At 67.3% G+C, this 20,721-nt stretch carries 20 protein-coding genes and 2 tRNA genes; 7 read left to right on the top strand and 15 right to left on the bottom strand.

Annotation, left to right across the window (positions count from 1 at the left end; translation table 11 throughout):
• Positions 1-5: 5 nt before the first annotated feature.
• The 3 genes from urtC to urtA all read right to left on the bottom strand — a co-directional run bounded on the left by urtC (position 6) and on the right by urtA (position 4,349).
• Entirely contained in the window at positions 6-1,130 is a 1,125-nt protein-coding gene (gene urtC, locus DFO45_RS12575) for an urea ABC transporter permease subunit UrtC (protein WP_133865298.1), read from the bottom strand.
• 5 nt (positions 1,131-1,135) lie between these two features.
• Positions 1,136-2,758 carry an urea ABC transporter permease subunit UrtB gene (urtB, locus tag DFO45_RS12570; RefSeq protein WP_166657126.1) on the bottom strand — a complete coding sequence of 541 codons (1,623 nt, stop codon included), beginning with the start codon at positions 2,756-2,758 and terminating at the stop codon, positions 1,136-1,138.
• 328 nt (positions 2,759-3,086) lie between these two features.
• Positions 3,087-4,349, bottom strand: coding sequence for an urea ABC transporter substrate-binding protein (urtA, locus tag DFO45_RS12565; protein ID WP_133865117.1), 1,263 nt, complete (start codon positions 4,347-4,349; stop codon positions 3,087-3,089).
• Between the two features lie 487 nt (positions 4,350-4,836).
• On the opposite strand from urtA, the gene DFO45_RS12560 reads away from it, so the two are divergent.
• Positions 4,837-5,985 (top strand): glycosyltransferase, encoded by a 1,149-nt coding sequence (locus DFO45_RS12560; protein ID WP_166657117.1) that lies wholly within the window; start codon positions 4,837-4,839, stop codon positions 5,983-5,985.
• 36 nt (positions 5,986-6,021) lie between these two features.
• Here the strand turns inward: DFO45_RS12560 and DFO45_RS12555 are convergent, their stop codons facing one another.
• The gene (locus DFO45_RS12555; protein ID WP_133865115.1) at positions 6,022-6,261 is read right to left on the bottom strand and encodes a hypothetical protein; all 240 of its coding nucleotides are present in this window, start codon (positions 6,259-6,261) and stop codon (positions 6,022-6,024) included.
• A 203-nt stretch (positions 6,262-6,464) separates the two neighbouring features.
• Between DFO45_RS12555 and mgtE the strand changes: the two genes are divergently transcribed.
• A complete protein-coding gene (gene mgtE / locus DFO45_RS12550) occupies positions 6,465-7,826 on the top strand; it encodes a magnesium transporter (protein WP_052285904.1) in 1,362 nt (453 codons plus the stop codon).
• Between the two features lie 18 nt (positions 7,827-7,844).
• Here mgtE and DFO45_RS12545 read toward each other — a convergent pair whose 3' ends face one another.
• The 3 genes from DFO45_RS12545 to DFO45_RS12535 form a co-directional block, all read right to left on the bottom strand.
• Complete coding sequence (locus DFO45_RS12545; RefSeq protein WP_133865114.1) at positions 7,845-8,096, bottom strand: Nif11 family protein; 252 nt, start codon at positions 8,094-8,096, stop codon at positions 7,845-7,847.
• A gap of 134 nt (positions 8,097-8,230) precedes the next feature.
• Positions 8,231-8,307: transfer RNA gene (locus tag DFO45_RS12540), tRNA-Pro, on the bottom strand.
• 186 nt (positions 8,308-8,493) lie between these two features.
• A tRNA-Pro gene (locus DFO45_RS12535) sits at positions 8,494-8,570 on the bottom strand.
• Positions 8,571-8,714: 144 nt separating this feature from the next.
• On the opposite strand from DFO45_RS12535, the gene fabI reads away from it, so the two are divergent.
• The 4 genes from fabI to DFO45_RS12515 all read left to right on the top strand — a co-directional run bounded on the left by fabI (position 8,715) and on the right by DFO45_RS12515 (position 11,187).
• Positions 8,715-9,542 (top strand): enoyl-ACP reductase FabI, encoded by an 828-nt coding sequence (fabI, locus tag DFO45_RS12530; protein ID WP_012170282.1) that lies wholly within the window; start codon positions 8,715-8,717, stop codon positions 9,540-9,542.
• A 69-nt stretch (positions 9,543-9,611) separates the two neighbouring features.
• Positions 9,612-10,142, top strand: coding sequence for a hypothetical protein (locus DFO45_RS12525; protein ID WP_133865113.1), 531 nt, complete (start codon positions 9,612-9,614; stop codon positions 10,140-10,142).
• Between the two features lie 35 nt (positions 10,143-10,177).
• Positions 10,178-10,600, top strand: coding sequence for a hypothetical protein (locus DFO45_RS12520; protein ID WP_133865112.1), 423 nt, complete (start codon positions 10,178-10,180; stop codon positions 10,598-10,600).
• Positions 10,597-11,187 carry a histidine phosphatase family protein gene (locus DFO45_RS12515; protein WP_133865111.1) on the top strand — a complete coding sequence of 197 codons (591 nt, stop codon included), beginning with the start codon at positions 10,597-10,599 and terminating at the stop codon, positions 11,185-11,187. Before DFO45_RS12520 ends, DFO45_RS12515 begins: the two co-directional genes overlap by 4 nt.
• A gap of 22 nt (positions 11,188-11,209) precedes the next feature.
• Here DFO45_RS12515 and DFO45_RS12510 read toward each other — a convergent pair whose 3' ends face one another.
• A complete protein-coding gene (locus DFO45_RS12510; protein ID WP_012170278.1) occupies positions 11,210-12,547 on the bottom strand; it encodes a hemolysin family protein in 1,338 nt (445 codons plus the stop codon).
• A 193-nt stretch (positions 12,548-12,740) separates the two neighbouring features.
• On the opposite strand from DFO45_RS12510, the gene aroC reads away from it, so the two are divergent.
• Positions 12,741-13,856 carry a chorismate synthase gene (gene aroC, locus DFO45_RS12505; RefSeq protein WP_012170277.1) on the top strand — a complete coding sequence of 372 codons (1,116 nt, stop codon included), beginning with the start codon at positions 12,741-12,743 and terminating at the stop codon, positions 13,854-13,856.
• 223 nt (positions 13,857-14,079) lie between these two features.
• Here aroC and DFO45_RS12500 read toward each other — a convergent pair whose 3' ends face one another.
• From DFO45_RS12500 to DFO45_RS12470, 7 genes are all read right to left on the bottom strand, one after another.
• Positions 14,080-14,538, bottom strand: a complete 459-nt coding sequence (locus tag DFO45_RS12500; RefSeq protein WP_133865110.1) for a type II toxin-antitoxin system RatA family toxin — start codon at positions 14,536-14,538, stop codon at positions 14,080-14,082.
• 4 nt (positions 14,539-14,542) lie between these two features.
• On the bottom strand, positions 14,543-15,496 hold the full coding sequence (gene lipA / locus DFO45_RS12495) for a lipoyl synthase (protein WP_012170275.1): 954 nt from the start codon (positions 15,494-15,496) through the stop codon (positions 14,543-14,545).
• 145 nt (positions 15,497-15,641) lie between these two features.
• Positions 15,642-17,060: a dihydrolipoyl dehydrogenase gene (lpdA, locus tag DFO45_RS12490; RefSeq protein WP_012170274.1), complete on the bottom strand. Its 1,419-nt coding sequence runs from the start codon at positions 17,058-17,060 to the stop codon at positions 15,642-15,644.
• 120 nt (positions 17,061-17,180) lie between these two features.
• The gene (locus tag DFO45_RS12485) at positions 17,181-17,417 is read right to left on the bottom strand and encodes a YdcH family protein (protein ID WP_012170273.1); all 237 of its coding nucleotides are present in this window, start codon (positions 17,415-17,417) and stop codon (positions 17,181-17,183) included.
• Between the two features lie 147 nt (positions 17,418-17,564).
• On the bottom strand, positions 17,565-18,944 hold the full coding sequence (locus tag DFO45_RS12480; protein WP_133865109.1) for a pyruvate dehydrogenase complex dihydrolipoamide acetyltransferase: 1,380 nt from the start codon (positions 18,942-18,944) through the stop codon (positions 17,565-17,567).
• 15 nt (positions 18,945-18,959) lie between these two features.
• Entirely contained in the window at positions 18,960-20,360 is a 1,401-nt protein-coding gene (locus DFO45_RS12475; protein WP_133865108.1) for a pyruvate dehydrogenase complex E1 component subunit beta, read from the bottom strand.
• 5 nt (positions 20,361-20,365) lie between these two features.
• Positions 20,366-20,713 carry a hypothetical protein gene (locus DFO45_RS12470; RefSeq protein ID WP_012170270.1) on the bottom strand — a complete coding sequence of 116 codons (348 nt, stop codon included), beginning with the start codon at positions 20,711-20,713 and terminating at the stop codon, positions 20,366-20,368.
• Between the last annotated feature and the right edge of the window lie 8 nt (positions 20,714-20,721).

The following is a 20,721-nucleotide window of genomic DNA, read 5'->3' as shown; positions in this document are numbered from 1 at the left end:
TCGTCTCACTCCGCAGGCTTGGGCGCGGGCACGGGGCCGGCTGGCTTGCGCAGGCGGGAGGAGAGATCCCCCCACAGGCCGATGATGCCGCGCGGCAGGAACAGCGTCACCACCACGAACAGCGCGCCGAGGGCGAACAGCCACGCCTCGGGGAGCGCGCCGGTGAACCAGGTCTTGCCCGCATTCACCACCAGCGCGCCCAGCGCCGCGCCCACCAGCGTGCCGCGACCGCCCACCGCCACCCAGATCACCGTCTCGATCGAATTGGCAGGCGCGAACTCGCCCGGATTGATGATGCCAACCTGAGGCACGTAGAGCGCACCGGCGACACCTGCCAGCATAGCGGAGAGCGTCCAGGCGACGAGCTTGTAGTTGGCCACCTTGTAGCCGAGGAAGCGGGTGCGGCTCTCCGCATCGCGCACCGCCACCAGCACCTTGCCGTATTTCGAGACAACCAGCGCCCGGCAGATGAGATAGCCCAGCACCAGCGCCACGGCGGAAGCAAAAAACAGCGCCCCACGCGTGGTCCCGGCGGTGATGGAATAGCCGAGGATGTCCTTGAAATCGGTGAGGCCGTTGTTGCCGCCGAAGCCCATGTCATTGCGGAAGAAGGCGAGCATGAGCGCAAACGTCATGGCCTGCGTGATGATGGACAGATAGACGCCCGTAACGCGCGAGCGGAAGGCGAACCAGCCGAAGGCGAAGGCGAGCAGCCCGGGCACCACCAGCACCATCAGCGCGGCGAAGGGGAAATGGTTGAAGCCCAGCCAGAACCAGGGAAGCTCCTTGTAGTTCAGGAACACCATGAAGTCGGGCAGGACGGGATTGCCATAGACGCCGCGCGGGCCGATCTGGCGCATCAGATACATGCCCATGGCATAGCCGCCGAGCGCGAAGAAGGCGCCGTGGCCGAGCGAGAGCACGCCGCAATAGCCCCACACGAGATCCACTGCCACGGCGAGCAGCGCGTAGCACAGATACTTGCCGAGCAGCGGCACCAGATAGTCCGACACATGGAACGGGCTGCCGGCGGGCGCCAGCAGATTGCCGGCCGGCACGAGCACGCCCGCCGCCAGCACGAGGATGATGAAGATCGCCCCACGGCGATCGAGAATGCCTGAGCCGCGCATGATGTTCACGCTTCCACCGCCCGGCCCTTGAGCGCGAACAGCCCGCGCGGGCGCTTCTGGATGAAGAGGATGATGAAGACGAGGAGCGCGATCTTGCCGAGCACCGCGCCCGCGAAGGGCTCCAGCAGCTTGTTGGCGACGCCAAGCGTCAGCGCGCCCACCAGCGTGCCCCAGAGGTTCCCCACGCCGCCGAACACCACCACCATGAAGCTGTCGATGATGTAGCCCTGCCCGAGGTTCGGGCTCACATTGTCGATCTGCGAGAGGGCGACGCCGGCGATGCCCGCGATGCCCGATCCGAGGCCGAAGGTGAGCGCATCGATGCGCCCGGTGCGGATGCCCATGGCCGCCGCCATGCGCCGGTTCTGCGTCACCGCCCGCACATAGAGCCCGAGCGAGGTGCGCTTGAGCACCACCAGCAGCGCGAAGAAGACCAGCAGCGCGAAGACGATGATCCAGAGCCGGTTGTAGGTGATGGACAACTGGCCCACGTCGAAGGCGCCAGACATCCAGGAGGGCGCGCCCACCTCCTTGTTGGTGGGGCCGAAGATGCTGCGCACCGCCTGCTGGAGCATGAGCGAAATGCCCCAGGTGGCGAGCAGGGTCTCCAAGGCCCGGCCATAGAGGAAGCGGATGACCGTGCGCTCGATGATGATGCCCACGAGGCCCGTGAACAGGAAGGCCAGCGGCAGGGCGATGGCGAGCGACCAGCCAAAGAGGCCGGGATAGGAGGTGCGGATGATGTCCTGCACCACATAGGTGGTGTAGGCGCCAAGCATCACCATCTCGCCATGGGCCATGTTGATGACGCCCATGACGCCGAAGGTGATGGCAAGGCCGATGGCCGCCAGCAGCAGCACCGAGCCAAGCGAGAGGCCGTACCACACATTCTGGGCCACGTTCCACATGGCGAGCGAGCGATTGATCTTGGCCGTGCCGTTGGCCGCCGCCGCCTTCACGGAGGCCGGCGCATCGGCGGGCACGTTGGCCAGAAGCGCCAGCGCCTCCTGATCCCCGCGCGCGGCGATGAGGTTCACGGCGGCGAGCCGATCCGCCTCGCTGGAGGCGGCGGAGGTGAGGACGATGGCCGCGCGCGCCTGCTCCAGCGCGGCCCGCACATTGGCGACGCTTTCCTTGGCGAGCGCCGCATCCAGGGTCGGAAGCGCGCTGGCATCGCGCGACTTGAAGACGGCAGCGGCCGCCTCAAGACGCTTGGCCGGATCGGGATTAAGCAGCGAAAGGGCGCCGGCGGCCGCATCGGCGGCGCGGCGCACGCGATTGTTGAGGCGCACGGGCTTGAGGCCGGCGGGCGCGGCGCTCACGGCGGCGCCGGTGGCCGCGTCGGTGAAGCTGCCATCCTTGGCGCGCACATAGATGGCCTTGGAGGCCGGATCGAACAGCAGGCGGTTGTCCGAGATCGCCGCGACGATGACGCCGGCCTGGGGATTGGTGCTGGTGGCCAGCATCCCGAGGGCGGCCTCGGTGTCGGAATAGCTGTCGGCGGCAATCTTGGCGAGCGCCGGGGCAAGATCACCGGCGGCGGTCTGGGCGCGCACGCCCGATGGCGCGGCCCAGGCGAGAAGAAGCGCGGCTGCGAGCAGCAGCGCGGCGGACAGCAGGCGGCGGATCAGGCTCATCAGGGACGTTTCCCACGGCGCGCGGGCGGCAAAGGCACCGGCGCTTCTGCGACCTTCAAGGGTCGGGCTGGCCGAACGGCGAAAGGCGCTGCGACAGTCAGGCAAGCGGAGAGACAAGCGTGCGCCCTCCACGCTGCGGGACAGGTTCCCTCCCCCGCTTGCGGGGAAGGGATAGGGAGGGGGCACGGCCGGGGGGAGGAGAAGGAGGCGGCTTACAAGGGCCAACCTATCCGCCTTGCGGCGGCCCCCTCCCAACCCTCCCCCGCAAGCGGGAGATGGCTTTTCCCAAGGACCGAGCGGCCTCAGCTCACATTGCTGCTCACTTGGCGGCGGTGGCGCCGAGGCAGGTATTCTTGGTGGTGTCGTAGTTGCCGCAGTTGTACTTCACCCAGTCGGCAACGAGGTTCTTGGAGCCTTCGAGATACTTGGACCAGGCTTCGCCGGGCACCAGATCGTCCGTCTTCCACACCACGTTGAACTGGCCGTCGCCCTGGATTTCGCCGATGAAGACGGGCTTGGTGATGTGGTGGTTCGGGAGCATCTCCGAGACGCCGCCGGTGAGGTTCGGCTGCTTGGTGCCCGGCAGGGTGGCGATCACCTTGTCCGGATCGACCGTGCCGGCCTTCTCCACGGCCTTAACCCACATGTTGAAGCCGATGTAGGTGGCTTCCATGGGGTCGTTGGTCACGCGCTTCGGGTTCTTGGTGAAGGTCTGCCAGGCCTTGATGAAGGCGTCGTTCTCCGGGGTCTTGATGGACTCGAAGTAGTTCCAGGCGGCGAGATGGCCGACGAGCGGCTTGGTGTCGATGCCGGCGAGCTCTTCTTCGCCCACCGAGAAGGCCACGACCGGGATGTCGGTGGCCTTGATGCCCTGGTTCGCGAGTTCCTTGTAGAAGGGCACGTTGGCGTCGCCGTTGATGGTGGACACCACGGCGGTCTTCTTGCCGGCCGAACCGAATTTCTTGATGTCGGCGACGATGGTCTGCCAGTCGGAGTGACCGAAGGGCGTGTAGTTGATCATGATGTCCTCGGCCTTCACGCCGCGGGACTTCAGATAGGCCTCAAGGATCTTGTTGGTGGTGCGGGGATAGACATAGTCGGTACCCGCGAGCACCCAGCGCTCCACCTTCTCTTCCTTGGCGAGGTAATCCACCGCCGGGATCGCCTGCTGGTTCGGCGCGGCGCCGGTGTAGAACACGTTCCGCTCGCTCTCCTCGCCTTCATACTGGACGGGGTAGAAGAGGATGGAGTTCAGCTCCTTGAAGACGGGCAGCACGGACTTGCGGCTCACCGAGGTCCAGCAGCCGAACACCACGGACACCTTGTCCTTGGTGATGAGTTCGCGGGCCTTCTCGGCGAACAGCGGCCAGTTGGACGCCGGGTCCACCACCACCGCCTCGAGCTTCTTGCCGAGCACGCCGCCCTTCTTGTTCTGCTCTTCGATCATCATGAGCACGGCGTCCTTCAGCGTGGTCTCGCTGATCGCCATGGTGCCGGACAGCGAGTGAAGCACGCCGACCTTGATCGTCTCCTGCGCGGCGGCCGTCCCCATGGAACCGGCAACCGCGGCGGCTACCGCCATCGCGCCAAGTCCCTTAGCCGCTCTTCCCAGCAAACCGAGCATCCGCTCTCTCCCCGATGAAATGGGCTGGCGCTGTGCCAGCGGCAGGGAGATCAGCAAGCAGCGTGCCATGTCCGCGAAGGGCACCGAATGATTGTATACGCGCCGGTTATAGCGCTCAAAACGCAGGCACATGGCGACACTGAGACCATTTCGGATGCGATTGGCTATAATTTAGGCATAAAGATCGGGCCAAAGCGCCGTTTGAGCTACCCGGCTCCCGCCTGTATCGCTCGCGCCACCATGGCAGCCCCCTTCCGCTGGGTCGCACAGAGGCAGGCAGGCTTTCGCGAGGATTGCGCGCCAGCGTGGCACGGCGCCCGAATACGCCACAATGGAGAGGCTTCGGGTTGACTTGCCGGTGCCGCCTCCCAATCTGCTTGGTTATTCCGCCGGACGAGCCGACGGCAGGGGCAAATGGCCTCGTGAGGTGGGTGGGACGAGGAGCATGGCGGATCAACCCTTATCCTTCCGCGTGGTCGCGCCGCCGCGCCGCGCCCTTGTGGCGCCGAAGGCGATCGTGGCCATTCCGGTCAAGGATGAAGAAGTGCGCCTGCTGGAGTGCCTGAAGGCGCTCGCGGCCCAGCGCGACGCGCCCGACTTCGCGACCATCGTCCTCCTGCACAACTGCCTCGACCGCACCGAGCAGGTGGCGATCCAGGCCGGGGAGACGCTTCCCCTGCCCCTTCGCATCCTCTCTATCGAGTTGGCCTCGGACAAGGCGGGCGCATCCTGGGCACGCCGCCATGTCATGGATGCGGCGGCGTCTCTCTTCGTCACCTCCGGCCTGCCGAAAGGCATCATCCTCACCACCGAGGCCGACGCCCGCCCCGCACCCAACTGGGTCGCGGCCAACGTGGCGGACATCGCCCTTGGTGCGGATGCCGTGGCGGGGCGTGTGGAGATGGACGCCAACCAGTCGCTCCCGAAGGGCCTGTGGCGCCGCTATCAGGGCGCCCATCGGTACGCCCGCCTCCTGAACGAGGTGGACCATCTGATTGACGGCGAGCATGGCAGTCCCTGGCCGACGCACCGGGAAGCTTCTTCCGCAAGCCTCGCCGTGTCGGTGGATGCCTATGTGAAGGCCGGTGGCATTCCCACCTCAGCCTCGGCGGCCGCCAGCGGCCTCCTCGGTGCCCTCACGCGAACCGGGCATTCCGTCCGCCACGATCCGGATGTGCAGGTCGCAGCCTCCTGGCGGCTGGATCCGGCCGGCCTCGGTGGACAGTTCCGCGCCTGGAGCGAGGGACAGGTGGCTTTTGACACGCTCGGTCTCGAGCCGGTGGCGCAGGTTGTGCGCCGGGCGCGTCTGCGCCGTACCATGCGGCGCGCCTTCGGCGCCGGCCAGCTCTGGACGGTGACGAACTGGGCCTCAACCTTACGCATCTCGCCCGTGGATGCCTTCAAGCTCGCGGCCCTGCCGAGCTTTCCGCAGATGTGGGCGGTTCTTGAGAATATCAGTCCGCTCTTGACGCCCCACCCCCTCGCTCCCTCCCAGCTGACGCTGGAGACGGCGCGGGCGGTGGGCCTGCTCGCGGAAATGCGGATCAGGAGCGGCGTGCGCCGACTCCTGGGCCGCAAGGAGCCCGACGCCTGAAGCAAGACGCGTCGGCGTCGGATGGCGTGCTGCCGATCAGAGCACGTTGAAGAGATAGAGCAGCACGATCACGGAAAAGGGCACGCCGAGAAGCCAGAGAACGAAGCCGCGCATGGGGAAATCCTCCACAGGTGAGTTCTCCTTCTCAACGCGCCCGCCCCGCTGACGTTCCGCAACCTTGCGCGCGGCTTTCCGCACCCGGTGATCGCTGCCAGATTCCGAACGGTTCAGGATTGTCTTGCCGGGCGGTTTCCGCTTTATGCCGACGAGCAGCATGCGGGATGACTCGAATGCGCGCGCCGGAAATCCCCTTCCGGAAGGCGACGGATCGGGCTTCCAAGGTCGATTGGCCGCCCGGCGGGACCGGGCGGGTTCGCACGGTTCATTCCTGGCCGCCACCACGAAGGACGAGAATCGAGCAGTCCCTTCCGGCCCCGCCGGTGGGACGAAAGACTGACGACAGCGCCGGGGGACCGCGCATGAACATCGAAACCGCCCTTCCTTCGGGACTGCTGCCGCTGACGCGCCTCGGCGGCGCCCATGTGGCCGACACCGTCGAATTCCTGAACGGCAAAACGCCCGAGGAGGCGGCGGAATTCGTCTCCCGCCTGCCCCCCGACTGGGCCGTGGAGGTGATGGACCAGCCGCCCTTCGCCTGGGCCTCGGAAATGCTCGAGATGCTGCCCGCCGACAAGGCCGTCGCCATCCTCGAGGGCATGTCCACCGACCGGGCGGCCGACGTGCTGCGCTGGGTCGATCCGGAAATCCACGCCACGCTGAGCGCCCGCCTCACCCCGGAGGCCCGCAATGCCATCGAGCACCTGCTCACCTATCCCGAGGACAGCGCCGGCAGCCTGATGACCACAGAGATGGTCACGGTGCCCTCCACCTGGACTGTCGGCCAGACGCTCGACCACATCCGGGCCGTCGAGCGCACGCGCGAGACCATATACGCCATCTATGTGCTCGATCCGGCGACCAAGCGCCTCCAGAACATCGTGACGCTGCGCCGCCTCATCTCGGGCGATCCGGCCGCGCCCATCGCCTCCGTGGCGCAGCCTTATGCGCCCATCACCACGACGCCGATGGCCAATCGCGAGGATGTGGCCCGACTGATCGCCAAATACGACCTGCTGGCGATTCCCGTGGTGGATTCCACCGGCCACCTCATCGGCATCTGCACCTTCGACGATGTCATCGATGCCATGATCGAGGAGCAGACCGAGGACGTGCAGCGCATGGGCGGCATGGAGGCCATAGACGAGCCCTACATGCAGATCAGCTTCACGGAGATGATCAAGAAACGCGCCGGCTGGCTCTGCATCCTTTTCGTCTCGGAGATGTTCACCGCCAGCGCCATGCAGGTGTTTTCGGACGAACTGGAGAAGGCCATCGTGCTCGCCCTGTTCGTGCCGCTGGTCATGAGCTCGGGCGGCAACTCGGGCTCGCAGGCCACTTCCCTCATCATCCGCGCGCTGGCCCTGCGTCAGGTGCAGTTGAAGGACTGGTTCAGGGTCGCCCTGCGCGAAATCCCCACCGGCATGATGCTCGGCGGCATCCTCGGAGTGCTGGGCATGATCCGCATCATGGTCTGGCAGGGGCTGGGCCTGTTCGATTACGGCCCGCACTGGCAGTTGCTCGCGATCACCATCGCATCGGCGCTGGTGGGCATCGTCACTTTCGGCTCGCTGGCCGGGTCGATGCTGCCCTTCATCCTGAAACGGGTGGGCTTTGATCCCGCAAGTGCGTCGGCGCCCTTCGTGGCGACGCTGGTCGATGTCACCGGGCTGATGATCTACTTCAGCGTCGCCTATCTGATCCTCAAGGGCACCATCCTCTGACGGTGCCCACACGCCGCGTCAGTGATTGACCATGAAGCGGAGCAGCGCGCCGTAGGCGCCTTCGTTGCGGCCGACACCCTCGCTGCTGCGGGCTTCCTCGGCCGCAGCGTCGGTGAGTTCGCGCACGGAGATGTCGAATCCGCGCGAGGCCAGAAAGTTCACCGCATCCTCCGGCGAGGCGAAGCCCGACAGCGACTCAGCCAGCACTTCGGCAAGGCCGGTGTTGCCCGACGCGTCCGCCTTCAGGCGCTCAAGATCGGCTTGGGACATGTTTCTCCTCCTTGCGCAGTCCTGAGGAACAACCGCGCGGCAGCGCACTCTGTTCCTGCCACGATCGAGCCGCAACGCCGGGCGGCGCCACCAGCGGGCAAAACGGCAAAGGGGGAGAAAGTCGGAGAGGATGCTGGTCGGAGTGGCAGGATTTGAACCTGCGACCCCCACGTCCCGAACGTGGTGCGCTACCAGACTGCGCTACACTCCGAACTCAGTGGCGGCGGAGTAGCACGCGCTCCCGTCGGTGGGAATGGGCAAGAAGCCGGCAAATGGACGTTCTCCCCAGTTTGTGCAGATCGCCAGCCCCGTGACCGCGCAGAACGCCGGATCGCAGGCGCGAGTCGCCGAGGACCGCGGGCGGAACACTGAAGAAGATGGATAATCCGGAGGATGCTGGTCGGAGTGGCAGGATTTGAACCTGCGACCCCCACGTCCCGAACGTGGTGCGCTACCAGACTGCGCTACACTCCGAACTCAGGGCGCTGCCTCTAGCACGCCGCTGTCCGCACATGCAAGGGCGTTCTCACACAGCCCTCGCTTGAACCCCCAACGCGCGCGTGCCATAGGAAGCGCCGCCCGGTGCGGGCCAACGATCGAGCGACGGAGTACGTGGACATGGTGACCAATGACAGCGCGAGCGGTCTCCTCAAGGGCAAGCGCGGGCTGATCTTCGGCGTCGCCAACAACCGATCCATCGCTTACGGCATCGCCAAGGCGGCGCGCGCGCAGGGCGCGGAGATCGCCCTCACCTATCAGGGTGAAGCGCTGAAGAAGCGCGTGGAACCGCTCGCCGCAGAACTCGGCGGCCATATCGTCGGCCATTGCGACGTCACCGATCCCGCCACCATCGACGCGGTGTTCGCCGAGACCGAGAAGCTGTTCGGCTCCATCGACTTTCTCATCCACTGCATCGCCTTCTCCGACAAGGACGAGCTGGATGGCCGCTATGTGGACACCACGGCGGACAATTTCACCAAGAGCATGTTCATCTCCTGCTACTCCTTTACGGCGCTGGCCCAGCGCGCGGAGAAGCTGATGCCGAACGGCGGCTCGCTGGTGACCCTCACCTATTACGGCGCCGAGAAGTGGATGCCCCATTACAACGTGATGGGCGTGGCCAAGGCGGCCCTTGAGGCCAGCGTGCGCTATCTTGCCGCCGACCTCGGCCCCAAGAACATCCGCGTCAATGCCATCTCGGCCGGCCCCATCAAGACGCTCGCCGCCTCCGGCATCGGCGATTTCCGCTACATCCTGAAGTGGAACGAGCTGAATTCGCCGCTGCGCCGCACCGTCACCACCGACGAGGTGGGCGATGCGGGTGTCTACCTGATCTCCGATCTCTCCCGCGGCGTTACGGGCGAGGTGCAGCACGTGGATGCGGGCTATCATATCGTCGGCATGAAGCACCCCGACGCACCGGACCTCGCCCTCGTGCGGGACTGATGCGGAAGGTGTGACCGGCAAGCGGCCTCCCCGGAGCGGCAGGCCGGATCGAACATCAGGAGACGATTGATGAAGCGGATGATGCGCCCTGCCCTCTCGGCCCTTCTCCTCGCCGCTTCCGCCCTTCCCGCCTTCGCCGGGTCCGACATCCCGCCGACGCTGGAGCAGTACCCGCTGCGGGATCGCTTCTTCGGCCCGGGCGGCGCCGTCTTCCCCAATTATTCCATGCCGTCCGAAGGCGGCCTCTCCTACATGATCGCCGCCGGTCCGACGCTCGCCGGGCCCACCAAGGCGGGCGGCCCCGGCGTCGCGATCTTCGCGGCCGGCACGGCCGACTTCAACTGCCAGACCGGCCAGCGGCCCACCATCAAGGTGATCTCGGCTCCCGCGGGCGCGAAGGTGAGCGTGTCGCCCGGCACCTTTGTCGCGACCGGCATCGACGGCGGCGCGACCACCAAGTGCCTCGGCCAGCCCGTCGGCGGCGCCATCGTGCGCTATGCCGGCCGGCCGCCGCGCGGGGGCGGTGCCGTAACGCTCCGCGTGACCTATCCCTATCTCGGAGCCTGGTACGATCACGTCGTCCACGTGCCGGGCAACTGATCGCCACGAAAGCCAGCCCGGAACCGGAGGCAGCCATGAGGGGCAACGGACATTTCGGCCGCGTCTTGGCGGCAGCGCTGGGGCTTCTGGCGGCGGGCGCCACCGCGTCCCGTGCCGGCGAGCACATGGACAATGACCCCGACGCCTATGTGGTGAACTATTACACCGGCGGCGGCTCGGGCGGCGTTCTGTTCGCCGCCGGCACGGCCAACCAGCAGTGCACCGACCTCGGCCTGCCCACCATCACGGTGGTGAGCACCTCGCCAGGCGTGAAGCTCTCCGTCGAGCCCGGCACCTACACGGTGACCGGCACCGATTATGGCTATCTCGTCTGCCTCGGGCGAACGCTGCCCGGCGTCGTCGTGCGCGGCAGCGGCACGGGCAAGGCCCACATCCGCGTGGCCTACCCGCCGCTCGGCCAGTGGTACGATCATTATCTGACGCTGCCGGCGCGATGACGGGTCGGCGCCGCCTCTTTCTCGTTCGGCATGGCGAGACCGACTGGAACGTGGCCGGCCGGCTCCAGGGGCGGCGCGACATCCCCCTTAACAGCCTCGGGCGTGCCCAGGCGGCGCGCGTCGGCCGTGTGCTGCCGCAGCTCGCGGGTGAGGCCTCCGGCCTTCATTTCGTCTCCAGCCCGCTCGGGCGGGCGCTGGAGACCATGCGCATCCTGCGCACCACCATGAACCTGCCGGCCTCCGACTTCGCCCATGACCCGCAATTGGCCGAACTCTCCTTCGGCCAGTGGGAAGGCATGACGTGGCCCGAGATCCGCCGCCGCGACGCGGAAGGGGTGCGCACCCGCGAGCGCGATCCATGGAGTTTCGTGCCGCCGGAGGGGGAGAGCTATGCCGGCCTCGCCCACAGGGCCGGTGCCGCCATCGACCGCATCAAGGGTGATGGCGTGGTGGTGACCCATGGCGGCGTCATCCGCGCCCTGCTGCACGCCAGGGCCGGCATGCCGGCCAACGAGGCCGCCGTGGTGCCGATCCGCCAGGGCGCCATCTATGTGCTGAGCGACGGCGCCTTCGAGGTGAAGGACTAGGCGTTGATCCCCGGGACGGCCCTCAGGCCGTCCGGAGCGTCTTCTGCCGGTGCAGGACCGGCGGGCGGGAGATCAGCAGCTTGTCGATGCGCCGCCCGTCCATGTCCACGATCTCGAAGCGCCAGCCCAGCGCGTCGAACACCGTGCCCACCTTGGGCATCTCCTTCAGGTGCGCCAGCGCAAAGCCCGCCACCGTATTGAAGCGGCCATCCACCTGAATTTCCACGCCCAGCACATCGTGCAGGTCGTCGATGGGCATCTCGCCGGAGATCAGATAGGAGCCGTCGAGGCGCTGGACCACATGGGGTTCGTCGCCATCGAGCACGATGGTGGCCTCATCCCCCTGCTCCAGAATGGTGCCGGTGATGGCGGCGAGCAGGTCGTAGCCGGTGACGACGCCGACCATATCGCCATACTCGTCCACCACGATGCCCATGGGCACGCTGGCCCCGCGCAGCACGCGCATGGCCTCCAGCGCGCCGATGGTTTCCACCACGAAGGGCACCGCCTCCACGAAGGTCCGCGGATCGGGCGTCTCGCCGCGCAGATAGGCGTTCAGCAGCTTCTTGGCCTGGATGACGCCCACGGTCTCCTCGGGCGAGCCCTCGCAGGCGGGCACGCGGCTGTGCGGCGTCTCCAGCAGGATCTGGCGAATCTCCTCAGGATCGGCCGTCACATCCACCCACTCGACATCCGGACGGGGGGTCATGATGGCGGTGACCGGGCGGTCCGCCAGGCGCATGACGCCCGAGATCATCCGCCGCTCGGCCGGGTCGATCACGCCGGCGGTCTCCGCCTCGGTGATGATGGCGCGGATTTCCTCGTCGGTGACGGCTTCCTTCTTGCTGTCCTTCTCGCCCAGCAGGCGCAGCACGCCACGGGCAGAGGCATCGAGCACCCACACCGCCGGCGCCGCGAACTTGGAAAGACTGAGCATCAGCGGCGCCAGCACGCAGGCGAGGCGCTCGGGGTTCTGAAGGGCGAGGCGCTTGGGAATCAGCTCGCCGATGATCAACGAAACATAGGTGATGCCGCCCACCGCCACGGCATACCCCAGGGGATCGGCGGCCGAATGGGGCAGACCGGCCCCCACGAAGACCTCCGCCAGATAGGCGCCGAGGCTGGCGCCGGAAAAGGCGCCGGCGAGGATGCCGATGAGGGTGATGCCGATCTGCACCACGGAGAGGAAGCGCCCCGGCTCGGCGCCGAGCAGCAGGGCGGCCTTGGCGCCCCGATGGCCCGCGTCCGCACGGGCCTTGAGCCGCGCCGGACGCACCGAGACGATGGACAGCTCAGCCGCGGCGAGAAGGGCGTTCAAGAGAACAAGAAAAAGAACAATCGCGATTTCGAGAATGGGCATGGGAGAGTGTTGGACCTTCCGTCACCTCCTCCATAACACAGCTCGCCCCGTCTGTGCGTGACAGCCGGTCAAAAGCCCGTTTGAGGTGCGACAGTGCTTTTGGGCATGGCCATTGCGTTGCCAGCCCGGCGGCATCTGCTCTACAGAGCATCAACCGGCCCGCCGCGCGCCAATCTCTAGAGAAGCCAGCCTCATGTCGTTCAACACGTTCGGGCACCTGTTCCGTGTCACCACCTTCGGCGAGAGCCATGGCCCGGCCATCGGCTGCGTGGTGGACGGCTGCCCGCCCGGCCTGCGCTTTACCGTTGATGAGGTGCAGGCTGCGCTCGACCGGCGCCGGCCCGGCCAGTCGCGCTTCACCACCCAGCGGCGCGAGCCGGACCAGGTGCGCGTCATCTCCGGCACCATGGACCATCCGGAGGGTGGCCTCGTCACCACCGGCACGCCCATCGGCCTGCTCATCGAGAATGTGGACCAGCGCTCCAAGGACTATGCCGACATCGCCGGCAGCTACCGCCCCGGCCATGCGGACGTGACCTATGACCTGAAATACGGCCTGCGCGACCATCGCGGCGGCGGGCGCTCCTCGGCCCGCGAGACGGCCATGCGCGTCGCGGCCGGCGCCATCGCCGCCAAGGTACTGCCCGGCGTGACCGTGCGCGCCGCTCTCACCCGTATCGGCGAGATCGAGATCGACCGCGCCCGCTGGGACTGGGCGCAGGTGAGCGAGAACCCCTTCTTCTGCCCCGACCCGGAGACGGTGCCGGTGTGGACCGACTATCTCGACGGCATCCGCAAGCGCGGCTCGTCCGTCGGCGCGGTGATCGAAGTGGTGGCGGAAGGCGTGCCGGCGGGCCTCGGCGCGCCCATCTACGGCAAGCTGGATGCGGACCTTGCCGCCGCCTTCATGAGCATCAATGCCGTGAAGGGCGTGGAGATCGGCGAGGGCTTCAACGCCGCCCGCCTCACCGGCGAGGAGAATGCGGACGAGATGCGCACCGGCAATGACGGCCGGCCGTATTTCCTCTCCAACCACGCCGGCGGCATCCTCGGCGGCATCTCCAGCGGCGAGCCCGTGGTGGCGCGCTTCGCGGTGAAGCCCACCTCCTCCATCCTCACGCCCCGCCGCACGGTGGACAAGTTCGGCACCGAGGAAGACCTCATCACCAAGGGCCGCCACGACCCCTGCGTCGGCATCCGCGCCGTGCCCGTGGGCGAAGCCATGATGCTGTGCGTGCTGGCCGACCACCTCCTGCGCCATCGCGGGCAGGTCGGTACGACGCCGGTGTGGCCGTTCCAGCGGGGCTGACATCGCCAGAGGCGGGCTCGCCCGCCCGAATGTCATGGCCGGGCTTGTCCCGGCCGTCCGCGCCGGGCGGACGGCGCAGACCTCTTAAGGCCCACCAAGCCGCGATCTCTGGATGCCCGGATCAGGTCCGGGCATCACGATTCTGATGTAGTGCCATCAGACGAGGAGGCCAGTCGTGCGGAAACGAACACGATGGCCCGGCCGCGCTCACCCGCCAAACGCCTCAGGCGGCCTTGCCGTAGACCTCGTCGGCGCGTTTTTCGAAGGCATCCGCGAAGCGGCGGAAGGCGGCGTCGAACATGGCGCCCATCAGCAGGCCCAGCGTGCGCGAGCGGAACTCATAGGAAATGGAGAAGCGCACCTCACACTGCCCCTCGCCCGCCGTAAGGAACTCCCAGCGGTTATCGAGGCGGCTGAAGGGGCCGTCGAGATATTCCACATGAATCACCCGGCGCGGGCGGTCCAGCGTCACGCGGGAGGTGAAGGTCTCGCGGATGAGCTTGTAGGCGACCGTCATGTCCGCGACGAGAATCTCGACGCCCTCGCCACTCTGAGTCCGGCGGCGCACCCGCAGCGCCTCGCACAGCGGCACGAATTCCGGATACTGCTCCACATCCGCCACGAGATCGAACATGTTGAGCGGCGAGTGGCGCACCACCCTCTTGGTCGAGAAGGAGGGCACGCGATCAGATCCGGCCGAGCTTCGCCTCGCGGGCGGCCCTGAGCTTGGCGAAATCGTCCCCCGCATGGTGCGACGAGCGGGTGAGCGGGCTGGACGAGACCATCAGGAAGCCCTTGGCATAGGCCACCGTCTCATAGGCCTTGAACTCGTCCGGCGTCACGAAGCGCTCCACCTTGTGGTGCTTGCGGGTGGGCTGGAGATACTGACCGATGGTCATGAAGTCGACTTCCGCCGCGCGCAGGTCGTCCATGAGCTGGAGCACCTCGTTCCGCTCCTCGCCGAGCCCGACCATGATGCCGGACTTGGTGAAGATGGACGGGTCGAGTTCCTTCACCTGCTGGAGCAGGCGCAGGGAGTGGAAGTAGCGCGCGCCGGGGCGCACCGTCAGATACTTGCCCGGCACCGTCTCCAGATTGTGGTTGAAGACGTCGGGGCGGGCCGCGACCACCACCTCGATGGCGCCCGGCTTGCGCAGGAAGTCCGGGGTCAGAATCTCGATAGTGGTGCCGGGGCTGAGCTTGCGGATGGACGCAATCGTGCGGGCGAAATGCTCGGCCCCGCCGTCAGTGAGGTCGTCGCGGTCCACCGAGGTGATGACCACGTGGGAAAGGCCGAGCTTGGCCACCGCCTCGCCCACCTTCTGCGGCTCGTCGAGATCGAGCGCCTTGGGCATGCCGGTGCGCACGTTGCAGAAAGAGCAGGCGCGCGTGCAGGTGTCGCCCATGATCATGAAGGTGGCGTGCTTCTTCTCCCAGCACTCACCGATGTTCGGGCAGCCGGCCTCCTCGCACACCGTGTGCAGGCCGTTGGCGCGCACGATGCCGGCCGTGTTGGACCAGCCGGCGGAGCCCGGCGCCTTCACGCGGATCCAGTCAGGCTTGCGCAGGACTTCCGTTTCCGGACGGTTCTGCTTTTCCGGATGACGGGGCCGGTTCAGCGTGTTGACGACCGTGACCATGGGGACCGCATCTGTTTCGAGCCGGCCCCGAGCCGGGCCGTCATTCACATATGTCTTAGCTGCGGCCGCCGCCAGCGTCGAGGCGCCGCACCGCAAACGAGGAATGCGCCGGGCGCGACAGTGCCGCCCCGGCGCCGGCGCCCGATCAGGTGTGGATCACGCGCCCGTAGGCGTCCAGCACGCTCTCGTGCATGGTCTCGGAGAGCGTGGGATGCGGGAACACCGCGTGGATCAGCTCTTCCTCGGTGGTCTCAAGGTTCATGGCGATGACGAAGCCCTGGATGAGCTCGGTCACTTCCGCACCAATGAGATGGGCGCCCAGCAGCTCGCCGGTCTTCTTGTCGAATATGGTCTTGACCAGACCCTCCGGCTCGCCCAGCGCAATGGCCTTGCCGTTGCCGATGAAGGGGAAGCGGCCGACGCGGATGTCACGGCCGAGCTCGCGGGCCTTCTTCTCGGTGAGGCCGACGGAGGCGATCTGCGGCGTGCAATAGGTGCAGCCGGGGATCTTGGCCTTGTCCATCGGGTGGGTGTGGAGACCCTTGATCGTCTCGACGCAGATCACGCCCTCATGCTCGGCCTTGTGGGCCAGCATGGGCGCCCCCGCCACGTCGCCGATGGCATAGACGCCCGGCACGTTGGTGCGGCCGTAGCCGTCCGTGACGATGATGCCGCGCTCGATCTTCACGCCGAGGTTCTCGAGGCCGAGGCCATCCACATTGCCGACCACGCCCACGGCGGAGATCATGCGCTCCACCTGGAAGTCCTGCTTGGCGCCCTTGGAATCCTCCACGTGCACGGTGAGGCTGTCCGCCTGCTTGGTGACGCCCGTCACCTTGGCGCCGGAGAGGATCTTCATGCCCTGCTTCTCGAAGCGCTTGCGCGCGAGGGCGGCGATCTCCTCATCCTCAACGGGCAGGATCTGCGGCATCACCTCGACCACGGTCACGTCGGCGCCCATGGTCTTGTAGAAGGAGGCGAACTCGATGCCGATGGCGCCGGAACCCATGACCAGCAGCGACTTCGGCATGCGATCGGGCACCATGGCCTCGAAATAGGTCCAGATGAGCTTCTTGTCGGGCTCGATGCCGGGCAGCGCGCGCGGGCGGGCGCCTGTGGCGACGATGATGTGCTTGCCGAGATAGTCGCCGCCGCCCAGCGCGCCCTTGGGGGCATCGGGGGCGGCCTCGACCTTGATCTTGCCCGGCGCCGTCAGGGTGGCCGAGCCCCAGATCACGTCGATCTTGTTCTTCTTCATCAGGAAGCCGACGCCGGTGTTCAGCTGCTGCGACACGCCGCGCGAGCGCTTCACCACCGCGCCGATGTCGAAGCCGATCTTCTCGGCGGAGAGGCCGTAGTCCTTGGCGTGCTCCATGTAGTGATAGATTTCGGCGGAGCGCAGCAGGGCCTTGGTGGGGATGCAGCCCCAGTTGAGGCAGATGCCGCCGAGGTGCTTCTTCTCCACCACCGCGGTCTTGAATCCGAGCTGCGCGGCGCGGATGGCGGCCACATAGCCGCCGGGGCCGCCGCCGATCACGATCACATCGTAGGAAGTCTCAGCCATGGGTCTCTCCTCCCCTTCCGCCGCGCGCGGCCGGTGGGTCGATGGGGTCTTCCTGCCGAGCATCCCGTGATGCGGGGCCGGAGCGAAGCCTTGGCACAGGCTTGGCCCCGGCGCGCCGGATCAGTGCGTCAGCAGGGCGTAAATCTCGTCCTTGAGCCGCATCCGCTGCTTGCGGAGGCTTTCCACGTCGGCGTCGGAGCGCGGCTCCAGATCGGTCTCGGCCCGGTGAACCGAACGGTTGACCTCGTGATACTCGTCATAGAGACGGGCGAAATGAGCGTTCGCCTGCCGCAAAGCGTGGATCTTGTCCGCGTGCTCGGGGAACTCGGCGAGGATCTCGTGCGGGGTGTGGCTCATGGGAAGCGTCCTCCTGTGTTGGCTGAGGCGGCGCACCGCCTCTGGCACCAGCAGCTACACTGTCCCGCCGCCCCGCGATTTGATCTGCCGCAGGGACAGAACCGGGCCGCGCGGAACCGGGGGCGCGGGGCGCCCCCGGCCAGACGGTCACACCAGCATGGACATGGGGTTCTCGATGAAGCCCTTGAACGCGGCGAGCAATTCGGCGCCCAGCGCACCATCCATCACGCGGTGATCGCAGGTGATGGTGGCGGTGAACTGGGTGGCGATCTTGATCTCGCCACCACGCACCACCGGCCGCTGCTCGCTGGCGCCGACCGCCAGGATCGAGGACTGCGGCGCGTTGATGATGGCCACGAAGTCGCGCACGCCCATCATGCCGAGGTTCGACACCGAGGTGGAGCCGCCCTGATACTCGTCGGGCTTCAGCTTCTTGGTGCGGGCGCGGGTGGCGAGGTCGCGCATCTCGTTGGAGATGGCCGAGAGCGTCTTCTGCTCCGCCTTCTTCACGATGGGCGCGAACAGGCCACCGTCGATGGCCACAGCGACGCCCACGTCCGAGTGCTTGAGGCGCAGGATGCGGTCCTCGGCCCACACGGCATTGGCGGCGGGCACCTTCTGGAGCGCCAGCGCCAGCGCCTTGATGACGAAGTCGTTGACCGAGACGCGGAAGCCGGGCTTGCCGTCCTTGTCCTTCGGCGCGGAGGCGTTGACCGTCTCGCGCAGCTTCATCAGGTCGTCGATGTCACAATCCACCGACAGGTAGAAGGTGGGGGTGAGCTGCTCGCTCTCCACGAGGCGCTTGGCGATGGTCTTGCGCATGCCATCGAGTTGCACCTCCTCATAGGTGCCCTCGGCGAACAGCGCCTTGACCTGATCGGCGGTCGGGCCGGACACGGCGGGCGCGGCAGCCGCAGCCGCCTTGGGGGCAGGAGCGGGCGCAGCAGCGGCCGGGGCCGCAGCGGCGGCAGCCGGAGCCGCACCGGGCTTCGCCCCTTCCACGTCGCGGGCGATGATGCGGCCGCGCGGACCGGAGCCCGCCAGCACCGCGAGATCGATGCCCTTCTCCTTCGCGAGGCGACGGGCCAGAGGCGAAGCGAACACGCGGCCACCGGTGGGGGCCGCAGCGACAGGCGCCGCCGCCGGAGCGGGGGCCGCAGCCGGAGCCGCCGCAGGCGCCGGGGCAGCGGCGGGAGCCGCAGCCGGGGCCGCAGCCGGAGCGGGCGTCGCGGCCGGCTTGGCGCCGCCGGAGCCGGCAGAGGCCGCAGCCGCGGCGACATCCTCGCCCTCGCCGGCCAGAACCGCGATGAGCTGGTTCACCGGCACGTCCTGCGACCCTTCCGGCACCACGATCTTGGCGAGGACGCCCTCGTCGACGGCCTCCACTTCCATGGTGGCCTTGTCGGTCTCGATCTCGGCGATGACGTCGCCGGACTTGACGCTGTCACCTTCCTTCTTGAGCCACTTGGCGAGGTTGCCCTTCTCCATGGTGGGAGACAGGGCCGGCATCAGGATCTCGATGGGCATGTCTGCTCCTCCCGCTCAGCGATAGGTGACCGCGCGCACCGCCTCGATCACCTCGGCGACGTTCGGCAGCGCGAGCTTTTCGAGATTGGCGGCATACGGCATGGGCACATCCTTGCCGGTGACGCGCAGCACGGGAGCGTCGAGATAGTCGAACGCCTTTTCCATGAGCTGGGCGGCGATCTCGGAGCCGACGCCGGACTGCGGCCAGCCTTCCTCGACGGTGACGCAGCGGCCGGTCTTCTTCACCGATTCGATAATGGTGGGCACGTCCATGGGACGGATCGTGCGCAGGTCGATGACCTCCGCCTCGATGCCCTGCTTGGCCAGTTCCTCGGCCGCCTTCAGCGTGTAGGTCATGCCGATGGACCAGGAGACGAGGGTCACGTCCTTGCCGGCGCGGGCGATGCGGGCCTTGCCGATGGGCAGCACGTAATCATCCAGCTTCGGCACCTCGAAGGAGTGGCCGTAGAGGATCTCGTTCTCAAGGAAGATGACCGGGTTCGGATCGCGGATCGCCGCCTTGAGCAGGCCCTTGGCATCGGCGGCCGTATAGGGTGCCACCACCTTGAGGCCCGGGATGTGGCTGTACCAGGACGCATAGTCCTGGCTGTGCTGGGCGGCGACGCGCGCGGCTGCGCCGTTCGGGCCACGGAACACCACCGAGCACTGCACCTGGCCGCCGGACATGTAGAGCGTCTTGGCGGCGGAGTTGATGATCTGGTCGATCGCCTGCATGGCGAAGTTGAAGGTCATGAACTCGATGATGGGCTTGAGGCCCGCCATGGCGGCGCCCACGCCCATGCCGGCGAAGCCGTGCTCGGTGATAGGGGTGTCCACCACGCGCTTGGCACCGAATTCCTGCAAGAGGCCCTGGGTGATCTTGTAGGCGCCCTGATATTCGGCGACCTCCTCACCCATCACGAAGACGTCGCCGTCGCGGCGCATCTCTTCGGCCATCGCGTCGCGCAGCGCTTCGCGCACGGTCATCGTGACCATCTCGGTGCCCGCGGGCACTTCCGGATCGGGCTGGGAGGTGACGACCGGCGGGTTGGCGACGGCGGAGGGCACGCTCGCCTGGGGCGCCGGGGCGGCGGCGGCCACCGGGGAGGCCGGGGCGGCGCTCTCGGCGACCTTCTGCTGCGGCGCCGGCGCGCTGGCTGCGGAGGCGTCCTCTCCCTCGCCGAGGATCACGGCGATGGGGGTGTTCACGGCCACGTCCTGCGTGCCTTCCGGGATCAGGATCTTGCCGAGGATGCCCTCGTCGACGGCCTCCACTTCCATGGTGGCCTTGTCGGTCTCGATCTCGGCGATGACGTCGCCGGCCTTGACCGTGTCGCCTTCCTTCTTCACCCACTTCGTGAGGTTGCCCTTCTCCATGGTCGGAGACAGGGCCGGCATGAGAATATCGACGGGCATGGCTGTCAGCTCTTGCTGGACGGAGCGGCTCCCGGGGCTGCCGGAGCGGCAGACGGCGGGCGCACGGCCGAAAGGTTGGTGTAAACGGAGACCGCGGCAACCGCGATCATCAAGGCTGCGATGAAGGCCACCTGGGCCTTGCCCACCCGGCGCGCAGGATCGGCGGCGGGTCCGGAAAGCAGACGGGCGGCGAAGGGCCACAGCACCAGATGGGCCATGGAGACGGAGCCGTGGGATCCGCCGGCCGCCTCCGCGGCCCCCTTCGCCTTCAATCCCTCGGTCACGGCAACGCCCCAGCTGGCGACGGCACTCGCCAGCGCAAGAAAGAGGACGATGAGGGCCACGACCGCCACGGGCAGCT

Source organism: Azorhizobium sp. AG788 (assembly GCF_004364705.1).
Taxonomy (GTDB): Bacteria; Pseudomonadota; Alphaproteobacteria; order Rhizobiales; family Xanthobacteraceae; genus Azorhizobium; species Azorhizobium caulinodans.
The sequence above is the reverse complement of the archived record's forward strand: the minus strand, read 5'-3'. Positions and strand labels throughout refer to the sequence as shown.